We start from the raw sequence: 12,579 nt of genomic DNA, 5'->3' as shown, positions 1-12,579 counted from the left end.
TTCCTCATCCTTTTACGGCCTTTTTCAGAGACTTGAGAAAAAAGCATAGTTGAAAAGTCTGCGTTTAACCTGGGATTTTCCGGCAGTTTAAGTGACGTGGCAGGCAATAAAAGGGGGGACAGGAAAAGTCATTGCCAGACAGGGCGCTGCTATCGCGCCCTGTTGACGGCAGGCTTACAGTAGCTCGAACGATCCTTGTTTAACGCGAGCGGAATCCACGCCGATAAAGACGTTGAACTTGCCGGGTTCCGCGTCATATTTCATCTGCTGATTCCAGAACTTCAACGCCTCGATATCAATCGGGAAACTCACGGTTTTACGTTCGCCGGGCTTGAGGGTGATTTTTTCAAAGCCTTTTAATTGCTTCACCGGGCGGCTCATTGACGCCGTGACATCCTGTAAGTACATCTGGATGACCGTAGCCCCTTCGCGTTTACCGGTGTTCGTGACCTCTACGCTGGCCGTGACTTTGCCGTCGCGTTGCATTGTCGGTGAGGAGAGCGTGACGTCAGACACCGTAAATGTGGTGTAGCTCAGACCGTAACCAAACGGATAGAGCGGTCCATTTGCTTCGTCAAAATAACGTGAGGTGTATTTGTTTGGCTTTTCAGGATTATACGGGCGTCCCGTATTGAGATGGCTGTAATAGACCGGAATTTGTCCCACCGAACGCGGGAAGGAGATCGGCAGTTTGCCTGACGGGTTGTAATCGCCAAACAGCACATCGGCAATGGCGTTGCCGCCTTCCGTCCCGGCAAACCAGGTCTCCAGAATCGCATCGGCCTGTTGATCTTCTTTTACCAGGGCCAGCGGTCTGCCGTTCATTAATACCAGTACCAGCGGCTTACCGGTGGCTTTCAGAGCGGTGATTAAGTCGCGCTGACTCTGCGGAATGGTGATATTGGTACGGCTGGAGGCTTCATGCGCCATCCCCTGCGACTCGCCTATCACTGCGACCACCACATCGGCCTGTTTCGCCGCCTGTACCGCCTCATCAATCATCGCCTGCGGTGAGCGCGGATCGATTTTCACTGCCTCTTCATACAGGTTTAAGAAATCGACGATATCTTTATCGTTAGTGATATTCGCCCCTTTGGCATAGAGGATCTTCGCCCCGTCGCCGACGGCATTTTGAATACCCGCCAGCACCGTCACCGACTGATTCGCGACCCCAGCAGCAGACCAGCTTCCCATTACATCACGTTGACTGTCGGCCAGCGGCCCAACAACGGCAATGGTGCCCGATTTTTTCAGCGGCAGCGTTTCCAGCCGGTTTTTCAGCAGTACCACACTTTCCCGCGCCACTTCCCGCGCCTCTTTACGATGCAGGCGGCTTTCGGCATTGGTGTCCACCGGGTCGCTCTCTTTCGGCCCCAGATGGCTATAGGGGTCGTTAAACAATCCCATGTCATATTTTACGTTGAGCACATGGCGCGTCGCGTCGTCCAGTTCCGCCATCGTCACTTTGCCCGATTTAATCAGACCCGGCAGATATTTACTGTAATACTCATCCGCCATGCTCATATCCACCCCTGCCTTTAGCGCCACGCGCACCGCATCTTCCGGGTCGGCCGCGGTGCCGTGTTTAATCAGTTCTTTAATAGCGCCGTGGTCGGAAACGGTAATTCCCTTAAAGCCCCACTCATCGCGCAGGACATCTTTCAATAGCCAGGAATCTGACGTCGCAGGCGTACCGTTCAGCGAGTTCAGCGCCACCATCACCGCGCCGCTCCCCGCATCCAGCCCTGCTTTGTACGGCGGCATATAGTCATTAAACAGACGCTGGGAACTCATATCCACGGTGTTGTATTCTTTACCGCCTTCAACGGCGCCATAGGCGGCAAAATGTTTCACGCTGGTCATCACCGAATAGCGATCCGCCGGACTTTTGCCCTGCATCGCTTTCACCATGGTTTCGCCCATGATGGAGGTTAAATATGTATCTTCGCCAAAGCCTTCGGAGGCGCGTCCCCAACGCGGATCGCGGGAGACATCCACCATCGGCGCCCAGGTCATATTCAGACCGTCGTCCGCCGCTTCATACGCCGATACGCGTCCTACGGTTCTTACCGCATCCAGATTAAAAGAAGAAGCCAGACCGAGGCTTATCGGGAAGACGGTTCGCTGGCCGTGTACCACGTCATAGGCAAAAAAGAGAGGAATTTTCAGGCGGCTCAATGCCATCACCTGATCCTGCATTTGACGGATATCCTGGCGGGTGACGGTATTGAAAATCGCCCCTACCTGCCCGTCTTTGATCATCTCGCGAATCGCTTCTTTCGGGTTATCAGGGCCGACGCTGATCAGACGTAACTGACCAATTTTTTCATCGACAGTCATTTTCTTGAGTAAATCGGTGACGAACGCGTCGCGCGCTTCAGGCGTCAGCGGGTGATTGCCAAACAGGTTTTCCGCCAATGCTGGCTGCATCGCCAGACTCACAGCAACACCTACTGAACATAACCATTTCATGTTGAGTCTCTCTTTATCTTTATCCCGACGAGGCGGTAAAAACAGAATAAAAACCGCAGTTTGCCATAAGCCTAAACGCGAGAGGAGAAGAAAGCGAAGGTTATTCTCCTAATTTTCCGCACAGTCGAATACGCAACCGCCAGCAAATGGTATCAAGGCGGCAAATGAATACCACCAACACAGAGACAATTTGAATGAGAAAGCGTATTGTCATACCAAGCGCTATGCTTAACGCTGATATTTTGTCCCACCACAAGGAGTGGAGAATGTCTTCCATAACAATGACTGATAATAAAACGTTCCTGAATGAGCTGGCCCGCCTGGTAGGCCATTCTCACCTGCTGACAGACCCTGCCAAAACCGCCCGCTATCGCAAGGGTTTCCGTTCCGGTCAGGGCGACGCGCTGGCCGTTGTTTTCCCGGGTTCGTTACTGGAACTGTGGCGCGTGCTCAACGCCTGCGTTAACGCTGACAAAATTATTCTGATGCAGGCCGCCAACACCGGTCTGACGGAAGGCTCCACGCCGAACGGCAACGACTACGATCGCGATATTGTGATTATCAGCACCCAGCGGCTGGATAAGCTGCACTTACTGGATAACGGCCAACAGGTTCTGGCCTGGCCCGGTACGACGCTCTATGCGCTGGAAAAAGCGCTTAAACCGCTGGGCCGTGAACCGCACTCGGTGATTGGTTCGTCGTGTATCGGCGCGTCGGTCATCGGCGGCATCTGTAATAACTCCGGCGGCTCGCTGGTGCAGCGCGGCCCGGCCTATACCGAGATGTCGCTCTTTGCCCGTATTGACGAGCAAGGCAAACTGCAACTGGTCAATCATCTGGGTATCGATCTTGGGCATACCCCGGAGCAGATCCTGAGCAAGCTGGATGACGAACGGATTAAAGATGAGGATGTGCGTCACGATGGTCGTCATGCGCACGATCACGACTACGTGACGCGGGTACGAGATATCAACGCCGATACGCCCGCCCGCTATAACGCCGACCCGGACCGTTTGTTTGAATCTTCCGGCTGCGCCGGAAAACTGGCGGTTTTTGCCGTTCGCCTTGATACCTTTGCAGCGGAAAAAAATCAGCAGGTTTTTTATATCGGCACCAATCAGCCCGCGGTACTGACTGAAATCCGTCGGCATATTCTGGCGAACTTCGACAATCTGCCAGTGGCGGGAGAATATATGCATCGCGATATCTACGATATTGCGGAGCAGTACGGTAAAGATACCTTTCTGATGATCGATAAACTCGGCACCGACAAGATGCCATTCTTTTTCACGCTAAAAGGCCGAACCGATGCGATGCTGGAAAAAGTAAAATTTTTCCGTCCGCATTTCACCGACCGCGCGATGCAGAAATTCGGCCACCTGTTTCCCAGCCATCTGCCGCCGCGAATGAAAAACTGGCGCGATAAATATGAGCATCATCTGCTGTTAAAAATGGCGGGAGACGGCGTCGCAGAAGCGCAACGCTGGCTGAATGAATTTTTTAAATCCGCTGAGGGCGGTTTCTTCACCTGTACGCCGGAAGAAGGCAGCAAAGCCTTCCTGCACCGCTTCGCCGCTGCTGGCGCAGCGATTCGTTATCAGGCCGTACACGCTGATGAAGTGGAAGATATCCTGGCGCTGGATATCGCCCTGCGCCGCAACGATACCGACTGGTTCGAGCATCTGCCGCCGGAAATCGACAGCCAACTGGTACATAAACTCTATTACGGCCACTTTATGTGCCACGTTTTTCATCAGGACTATATCGTGAAGAAAGGCGTCGACGTCCATGCGCTGAAAGCGCAAATGCTGGAGCTGTTGCAGGCGCGCGGGGCACAATACCCGGCGGAGCACAACGTTGGACATCTGTATAAAGCGCCGGAAACGCTGACGCGTTTTTATCGGCAAAATGACCCAACCAACAGTATGAACCCCGGTATCGGCAAAACGAGTAAGCGGAAATTCTGGCAGGAAAATACGCCCGACGAAACGCATTAACACCGTGCGGTTTACCGTGAAGCCCGGCGGCGCGATGCCTGCCGGGCCTACGGCGACTTAATCGTTCTGTGCGGTTTGCGCCCCGGCACTGGCGCTGGCTGCCGCCATTTGCGCGGCTTTTTGCTTTTTATAGCTCAGCGCGGCAGCCGGAACGGGCATGACTTTACCGGTTTCAATCCATGTACGCAGGCGACTGGCGTCCGCAAAGTGGGTATATTTGCCGAACGCGTCCATGACCACCAGCGCGACCGGTTTGTTATTGATCACGGTACGCATCACCAGGCAATGCCCCGCCGCATTGGTAAAGCCGGTTTTCGTTAACTGGATATTCCAGTTATCACGATAGACCAAATGGTTGGTATTGCGAAACGGCAGCGTATACGCCGGATGCGAGAATGTCGCCATATCTTCGCGCGTGGTGCTTAGCTGGCCAATCAGCGGGTATTGCTTCGTGGCAATCAGCAATTTTGTTAAATCCCGCGCGGTCGAGACGTTATGAATCGACAGCCCCGTCGGCTCAACGAAGCGGGTATGCGTCATGCCCAACGCTTTCGCCTTCGCATTCATCGCTTTAATAAACGCGTTATAACCGCCAGGATAATAGTGCGCCAGGCTTGCCGCCGCACGGTTTTCGGATGACATCAACGCCAGCAGCAACATATTTTTGCGACTAATTTCGCTGTTCAGGCGTACGCGGGAGTAAACCCCTTTCATTTCCGGCGTCTGGCTGATATCGACCTTCAGTATTTCATCCAGCGGCAATCGCGCGTCGAGCACGACCATCGCTGTCATTAATTTGGTTATCGAGGCAATCGGACGCACCAGATCCGGGTGGTTCGAATAGATCACTTTATTGGTGTTGAGATCAACAATCATTGCGCTACCGGAGGCAATCTCAGGTTGAGACGCCGCGGTTGTCGCTGCCGTTTTCGCCACGGCCTGCGGGGCAAAAGGTACGGCCAACATCAGAGCAAGGCTCAGGAATGAAGCTCGGAATTTCAGCATGATGAGATTTCTGATAATGATTCACGCGCGTCGTAACGCACACCGCCTGAGCTAAGATTATACTCAAGCTAGCAGTGGCATCATAGCGGCACGCCAGCGTTGCCGCTACAGAAGAATCGTCAGCAAATGCTGCATTGCTGGCTTTTGCGCCAGCCCTTTTTCGCATCAGAACAGGCGGTAGCCGTATCCCCACAGGATCACGGTGATCGCCAGTAGCACCTCCAGGACCAGCACGCCGATAGCGAGCGTCGAACTGGAGAAGCTTAATCCTTCCTCTCTATTAATGTTAAGGAAAGTCGGAATACCCAAATACAGCAAATAGCCGGTGTAAAAGAGCGCGACAGCGCCGACCAAAGCGCATAGCCATACCAGGGGATAGAGCGCCACCAGACCACTTAAAAACAGCGGCGTCGCGACATAGCCGGCAAAAACCATACAGCGCGCAAGCGATGGCCGTTGCGGATAGTTTCGCGCCATCCACCAGATGACGCGTCCCATCACCGCGACGCCCGCCAGCATCACGCCGTAGAACAAGACCGCCAGCGCAAAAGCGGTAAACAGCGAGAGTTGTAACACGTTGCCGTCGCCAAAATTCCAGCCGATTTGCGTCGTGCCGATAAAGGCGCAGACGACGGGAATCGCCGCCATCAGCAAAACATGGTGCGTATAGTGATGCGAAACGGTTTCGTTTTCGCTTTTGATCACCTGCATTTCCCGATCGGGATGGGAAAAAAGCCCCCATACATGGTTCATACTGCCCCCTTCTGCTGCCTCAGATGCCAGTATGTTCAAGTATAATTCAGTTTCTGGTTATTTTATGAGCAATGGCAAAATAGTCTCCGGCAAAACGTCGGCTTTGCCGCGCACGCCTCTTGCCAGGGTGTATGCTTAATGCCGGAGGTGGTTTACGCATGGATATCAACACGCTTATTACGCATTATGGCTATGCGGCGCTGGTTATCGGCAGTATGGCCGAAGGTGAAACCGTTACCCTGTTGGGGGGCGTCGCGGCGCATCAGGGATTACTCAAGTTTCCGCTGGTGGCGGCGGCCGTCGCGCTGGGAGGGATGATGGGCGATCAGCTACTTTACCTGTTAGGACGATGCTATGGCGGGAAGATCCTGCGTCGTTTCCCACGTTATCATACGAAGATTCGTCGCGCGCAGAAAATGATCCAACGCCATCCGTATCTGTTTGTGATCGGCACGCGTTTTATGTATGGCTTCCGGGTGGTTGGCCCGCTGCTGATTGGCGCCAGCCGCCTGCCGCCTAAAATTTTTCTGCCGCTGAATATTGTAGGCGCGCTGATCTGGGCGCTGCTGTTTACCACGCTGGGATATCTTGGCGGCGAGGTGATCGCGCCATGGCTGCACGACCTCGATCAGCATCTCAGGCACGGGGTCTGGCTGATTCTGGCCATCGTCCTGGTGGTGGGCGTGCGTTGGTGGCTGAAAAGACGCGGCAAAGCGGAGGCTCGTTAAACCCGATGGTATCCGGATGGCATAACGCCGCCATCCGGCCCCGGCGTTTATTTGGCGTTGAATTGCGGATTCGCCAGCATAAACCCGCCGTCGACAATCAGCGACTGACCGGTGGTATAGCTTGCTCCTTCCGAACACAGCCAGGCGACGAGGCTGGCTATTTCATGCGTAGAACCCGGTCGGGCGATAGGGATCGAGGGTTCCGATCCCGGCTCAATGTCGCTGTCATCCATATCATTCATCGGCGTGGCGATAGCGCCTGGCGCGACGGCGTTGACCAAAATATGATGCTCAATCAGTTCCAGCGCCATGGATTTAGTCAATCCGCCCAGCGCATGTTTCGCCGCGGTATAGGCGCTGGCTTGCGGAAGCGGCGTATGCTCATGGACGGAGGTGATGTTGATAATGCGCCCTCCCTCTCCTTGTTTAATCATATGCCGGGCGGCGATCTGCGCGCAGAGAAACGCGCCATCGACGTCCACGGTAAAAATTTGCCGCCACTGCGTAAACGGCATATCAATAAACGCGGATTTGGTCATCGCCCCGGCATTATTGACCAGCACGTCAACGCGCCCCAGGCGCTGGATAAGATGTTCAATGGCCTGCGCGCCCTCGGGTAACTGGCTCAGGTCAAGATGAATGGTCTCAGCCCGCACACCAAACTGCGCCGCTTTTTTTGCCGTCTCCTGCGCGCCGCGTTCATCGGAATGCCAGGTGATACCAATATCAAAACCGTTTTGTGCTAATAACAACGCACACGCTTTGCCAATTCCCGAATCTGATGCCGTTACAATTGCGACTTTGGTCATATTCCTCTCCGGATGATTCATACACAGCCTAAGTATAGGAACCCTGTCTGAATCATCCGGAAAAATCAGGAATGATAACCGCCGCCCAGCGCGCTGGTAAGCTGAATAGAGGCATCCAGCCACTGGCCCTGCAACAGCAAGCCGTTACACTGCTCGCGCAGTGCCGGGATTTTGGCCTCGCTCACGCGGGAACCCGCAATAATGCCGGCATTAAAGCGCGCTTGCGCCAGACCGACCACACGCTGCGCGTCATGCTCAATCTGCTGCTGGTGTTGATTTTTCTGCGCCAGCGTCTCTACCTGACTGGCGGCGCGCGCCACATCATTAACCGCATCTACCACCGCTTTGTTGTAGTTGGCGATAGAAAGGTTGCTTTGCGCTTTGGCGATATCGAGGTTGGCATTCAGCCTGCCGCTGTCGAAAATCGGCAGCGTCAGCCCGCCGGTAATGCCATATTGCTGTGCGGAATGGCGGAACAGATCGCTCAGATGTAACGCATCCTGCTGTAAAAAAGCCATCAGATTGATATCGGGATAAAACGCGGCCTTCGCGGCGTCAATGCTGCTCAACGAGGATTCAATGTACCAGTGTGCGGCCTGTAGATCCGCCCGGCGCGCCAGCAACGAATAGCCCAGTTGCGACGGTAACTGGCTTTCAACGGCGGGGAGACTCACCTGACGCAGCTTGAGCGCCGCCGATTGCGTATTGGTTAACGCGCTGAGCCGCGCTTCAATAACCTTCATTTTACCGTTAACGTCATTCAACTGCTGCTGGGTTTTGCTGGCGTCGATATCGGTCTCGACCCCTTCAACAGAAGAAGTAATGCCGTGTTGATACAGCTCCCGGTTTACCGTCACCACGTTTTGCTGCTCATGCTCGATTTGCATCAGCACATTTTTCAGCGCCGCCTGCGTCTGCCACTCCCAGTAGAGTCGCGCCACGCCGCTTGCCAGCAATTGTCGGGTCTGCTCCTGCTCCGCTTCGCGCGCTTTGACCGCCCCGATCCGCGCAGTAACTTCAGCGCGGTTTTTCCCCCATAAATCCAGATCCCAGCCCGCCGTCAGGCCGAATGTACCGTTGGTATACCACGGCCCGGTCGTTCCCGCCGCAGGGTCGGTAATCGCGAATGGCCCCATCAGCCCTTCCGCGGACATTCGCTGGCGCTCAATGTCGGCAGAAAAGTCGAGCTGCGGGCCGTCCTGCGCCTCAACCGCTTTCGCCTGCGCTTCCGCCAGTTGAATACGCTGTTCAGCCACCTGCATATCCGGCGAATGCTGTATGGCATTATCAATCAGCGCGTCAAGCTGCGCATCGTGATACGCCTTCCACCACTGGCTATCCGGCCAACCGTTTTTCAATGCCGCCGGCAGGCTGGAATCAACATGAGAAGAGGGCGTCTGCTGGGTCAGCGACTGGCGGGTATCGTGCATAGGGGCGCAGCCCGCCAGCAAAATAAAAAGCGGTAAGCTCGCTGTCGCGGCAAGGAAAGAATTACGATTCATGGAGGTGTTCTGATAAAAAAAGGTGCGAAGAGAGTACGTCTTACGGCGATCTATTTTTTAGTTACGCGTGGCAATACATCATCAGACAACAAAAGACATATTTTGAAATTTATATGATTAGCAAATAATTTCATCTGATACATTTTTTGATGTAATACTTCAATGAAAAGTCCCACTAACCCGTTCATAAATGAACGATTTTGCTGCAATACGCGCCAGCAGCCTTCATGAGTTAAACGTCGCCGCGCCCAACAAAGCAGCAGATGGCTTAATACTTTCCTATACTTTGTTTGTATTTACCAATAAAGGGACAAACAATGAAAATTCTTCTTTGACATCCACCCCCACCTTCGCACTTCGTGACTCAGGAGGGGGATTCCCATTAGTGGGTGACGACTGATTGCTCAGCGTCTGGTTCCTGTTTCAGACGGGCGGCCTGACTGCACCATCCCTCCACAGGCAAGAACGGCGTGCCCCGCCGCTAAAATGTTACGAGCGCCGTTTACATCAGCGTTCGCTGTATATCCGCATGCCTGACACACAAATTTACTTTGTGACAGGCGATTTTCTTTCGCGGTATGACCACAGCACGCGCAACGCTGGCTTGTGTATGCTGGCGGAACCGCAAGCACCTGACCGCCACGCCAGAGCTGTTTGTACTCAAGCTGGCGGCGCATTTCATACCAGCCCTGATCCAGTATCGAACGGTTTAGACCTGATTTGGCCTTGACGTTTCGTCCGTGCTGTTCTGCTGTACCTTTTGCCGATTTCGACATGTTACTAACCTTCAAATCCTCAATGACTATCATCGCGTGGTTTTTGCTGATTTCACTGGTAACTTTATGAAGGTAGTCGCGCCGGATATTGGCTATGTGCGAGTGCAGACGCTGGACTTTTCGCTTTTGTTTCTGCCAGTTACTGCTGAATTTGACTTTACGGCTTAACTGCCGCTGGAGTGTTGCCAGCTTGCGCTGACTTGCTTTAAAACTGTTGACTGGTTGGTATACCGTACCGTCTGAAAGCGTGGCGAGTTTTGTTACTCCTGCGTCCAGACCGACTATCGTTGTGCTTGTGTGATTGGGTTCTGCCGTTTCAACTTCAACCTGAAACGAGATATACCACTGTCCCGCTAACTGACTGATTGTCGCATTTTTGATTTTACCGTTCACACGTTGAGATTGCCGGAATTTTACCCACCCAAGACCTGACGGTAGCTTCACTCTGCGATTTTCAAGGCGGCAATATTTCTCAAAGTTCACAAAACGGATTGAGTCTCTGCCCTCATTTTTTCGTTTCCATACCGGGGCCTTAGCTGCGAGCTTTTTATCAAAGCAACGTTTCCATGCAGCATGCAGGTCTTTCAACTTTTGTTGCAGATTGTCGGTATAAGCATCCTGTAAAAAGATGTGTCCCGGCATTTTTTTCCACACTGTAAGCATCCTGTTCAACTCGAAAGCCGAAGGTAACTTTTCGCCTGAGCCAAGGAGGCGCTTTGTCTCCGCAAGACCTAAATTCCAGACAAAACGGGCGCAACCACATAACTGCCGCAAACGCTGCGACTGTTCAGGCGTTGGTTCCAGTCTGAATTTGTAGGCTTTCAGGATTAGCATCATCACTCAGTGTGTAGGAGATTTGTTTGCTATGTTACTGTTTTTACGGTCAACTTCAATGCAAAAACATAATATTAATCGTTCAAGACATGCCGCCTTCCTTTTGCATGTTCATCTTGTCTTTGTAACAAAATACCGTCGAAAAATACTGGGAGAGTCACACTATGCTGCATTCCATCAGTATGCAGCAGAAGTCTGCCGTGATTTTGGTGCAGAACTTAAAGAAAGTAACGGAGACGTCGATCATGTCCACATGCTGATCGAATACCCACCAACAGTGCAGCTTTCGGTACTGGTTAACTCACTGAAAGCTGTGACATCCCGCCGTCTGCGAAACGAATTTATTGATTTGCGGGGAGCATACGGAAAAGCCGTGCTCTGGTCGAGGTCATACTTTGCTGGCTCGTGCGGAGGTGCGCCGCTGGAAGTTGTGAAGCAATACATTCAACATCAGCGTGGCTGATGATCCTTCGGGCTTTTCAAGCCCGTCCAAATTCCCCACCCGCCTTATGTCGGCGGGAGGGGAATTTGGAGTTAAGATGGGCGATCTTAATTATTTTTCTGATTGGGCTGTTGGTGGTAACGGGCGTGTTTAAGATGATTTTCTGATTCCTGCGCCGGGCAGCGATAGTATCTGCCCGGCACACGTTCTGGACGCTGTAGAGATTAGATTTTAATAGCCTGAATCGCCCGCGCAATCTCGGACGAACGGTTTAACGCCCGAATCGACTGAAAGAGTTCCGTCGCCTCAATATATTCCTTACGTAAATATCCCAACCACTGTTTAATACGCGCGACATGGTATAAACCGGTATCGCCCTGCTTTTCCAGCCGGGTATATTTTTGTAATAACGTCACTACTTCCGGCCACGACATACGCGGCTCGTTATACTTCACCACCCGGCTCAGGTTAGGAATATTTAACGCCCCACGGCCGATCATCACCGCATCGCAGCCGCTGGTCGCCATACATGCCTGCGCGCTCTGCCAGTCCCAGATTTCGCCATTCGCGATAACCGGAATAGTCAGACGCTGGCGTATTTCGCCGATCGCCTGCCAGTCGATATGCTCGGCGCGGTAGCCCTGCGCTTTGGTACGACCATGCACCACCAGTTCACTGGCGCCGGCCTGCTGCACCGCATCGGCGATTTCAAATTTTCTATCGCCGCTATCCCAGCCGAGACGCACTTTTACCGTCACCGGCAGATGCGACGGTACCGCGGCCCGCATCGCTTTCGCGCCCTGATAGATGAGTTCGGGATCTTTGAGCAATGTCGCGCCGCCGCCGCTGCCGTTCACCACTTTTGACGGACAGCCGCAGTTCAGGTCTACGCCATACGATCCCAACGCCGTCGCCCGCGCGGCGTTTTCCGCCAGCCACTGCGGATGCTGGCCCAAAAGCTGAATACGCACCGGCGTGCCGGACGGCGTGCGGCTGGCGTGATGCAACTCCGGGCAGATGCGATGAAACACTTTTACCGGCAGCAGCTGATCCACCACGCGCACAAATTCGGTGATGCAGAGATCGTAATCATTCACTTCGGTCAGCAGCTCGCGCACTAACGCGTCGAGCACGCCTTCCATCGGCGCCAGTAAAACACGCATATCGGTATCCACAGCAAAAAAAGAGGCGCTATCATAACGCCTCTCTGCAATGAGCAAAACTTTTTGCCGGGTGGCGGCGCAAACGCCACGCTACGTCA

At 53.5% G+C, this 12,579-nt stretch carries 10 protein-coding genes and 1 pseudogene; 4 read left to right on the top strand and 7 right to left on the bottom strand.

The window, feature by feature from the left end; all coding sequences use genetic code 11:
- Positions 1-174: 174 nt before the first annotated feature.
- Positions 175-2,472, bottom strand: coding sequence for a beta-glucosidase BglX (gene bglX / locus QEN32_RS07875; RefSeq protein ID WP_045343382.1), 2,298 nt, complete (start codon positions 2,470-2,472; stop codon positions 175-177).
- 266 nt (positions 2,473-2,738) lie between these two features.
- Between bglX and dld the strand changes: the two genes are divergently transcribed.
- Complete coding sequence (gene dld, locus QEN32_RS07870; RefSeq protein ID WP_000095234.1) at positions 2,739-4,469, top strand: D-lactate dehydrogenase; 1,731 nt, start codon at positions 2,739-2,741, stop codon at positions 4,467-4,469.
- A gap of 57 nt (positions 4,470-4,526) precedes the next feature.
- On the opposite strand, the gene pbpG is transcribed toward dld, so the two are convergent.
- Together pbpG and QEN32_RS07860 are read right to left on the bottom strand one after the other, a co-directional pair.
- Entirely contained in the window at positions 4,527-5,474 is a 948-nt protein-coding gene (gene pbpG, locus QEN32_RS07865; protein WP_000911555.1) for a D-alanyl-D-alanine endopeptidase, read from the bottom strand.
- 165 nt (positions 5,475-5,639) lie between these two features.
- Positions 5,640-6,227 carry a Yip1 family protein gene (locus tag QEN32_RS07860; RefSeq protein ID WP_001017057.1) on the bottom strand — a complete coding sequence of 196 codons (588 nt, stop codon included), beginning with the start codon at positions 6,225-6,227 and terminating at the stop codon, positions 5,640-5,642.
- Between the two features lie 158 nt (positions 6,228-6,385).
- Between QEN32_RS07860 and QEN32_RS07855 the strand changes: the two genes are divergently transcribed.
- A complete protein-coding gene (locus tag QEN32_RS07855) occupies positions 6,386-6,955 on the top strand; it encodes a DedA family protein (protein WP_001523476.1) in 570 nt (189 codons plus the stop codon).
- Positions 6,956-7,002: 47 nt separating this feature from the next.
- Here QEN32_RS07855 and QEN32_RS07850 read toward each other — a convergent pair whose 3' ends face one another.
- Both QEN32_RS07850 and mdtQ read right to left on the bottom strand, forming a co-directional pair.
- Positions 7,003-7,764, bottom strand: a complete 762-nt coding sequence (locus QEN32_RS07850) for an SDR family oxidoreductase (protein ID WP_000169608.1) — start codon at positions 7,762-7,764, stop codon at positions 7,003-7,005.
- Positions 7,765-7,829: 65 nt separating this feature from the next.
- Positions 7,830-9,266: a multidrug resistance outer membrane protein MdtQ gene (mdtQ, locus tag QEN32_RS07845; protein WP_001081457.1), complete on the bottom strand. Its 1,437-nt coding sequence runs from the start codon at positions 9,264-9,266 to the stop codon at positions 7,830-7,832.
- 190 nt (positions 9,267-9,456) lie between these two features.
- Here mdtQ and QEN32_RS07840 point away from each other — a divergent pair.
- A pseudogene (locus QEN32_RS07840) lies at positions 9,457-9,600 on the top strand (hypothetical protein); the annotation flags it as partial.
- Between the two features lie 70 nt (positions 9,601-9,670).
- On the opposite strand, the gene QEN32_RS07835 reads toward QEN32_RS07840, so the two are convergent.
- Positions 9,671-10,876 (bottom strand): transposase, encoded by a 1,206-nt coding sequence (locus tag QEN32_RS07835; protein ID WP_345947282.1) that lies wholly within the window; start codon positions 10,874-10,876, stop codon positions 9,671-9,673.
- 58 nt (positions 10,877-10,934) lie between these two features.
- Between QEN32_RS07835 and tnpA the strand changes: the two genes are divergently transcribed.
- Entirely contained in the window at positions 10,935-11,339 is a 405-nt protein-coding gene (gene tnpA, locus QEN32_RS07830) for an IS200/IS605 family transposase (RefSeq protein ID WP_001169102.1), read from the top strand.
- Positions 11,340-11,542: 203 nt separating this feature from the next.
- Here the strand turns inward: tnpA and dusC are convergent, their stop codons facing one another.
- Positions 11,543-12,481 carry a tRNA dihydrouridine(16) synthase DusC gene (gene dusC, locus QEN32_RS07825; protein WP_023202765.1) on the bottom strand — a complete coding sequence of 313 codons (939 nt, stop codon included), beginning with the start codon at positions 12,479-12,481 and terminating at the stop codon, positions 11,543-11,545.
- Between the last annotated feature and the right edge of the window lie 98 nt (positions 12,482-12,579).

Origin of the sequence: Salmonella sp. SA14318, assembly GCF_029866905.1 — a bacterium.
Lineage (GTDB): Bacteria > Pseudomonadota > Gammaproteobacteria > Enterobacterales > Enterobacteriaceae > Salmonella > Salmonella enterica.
The sequence above is the reverse complement of the archived record's forward strand: the minus strand, read 5'-3'. Positions and strand labels throughout refer to the sequence as shown.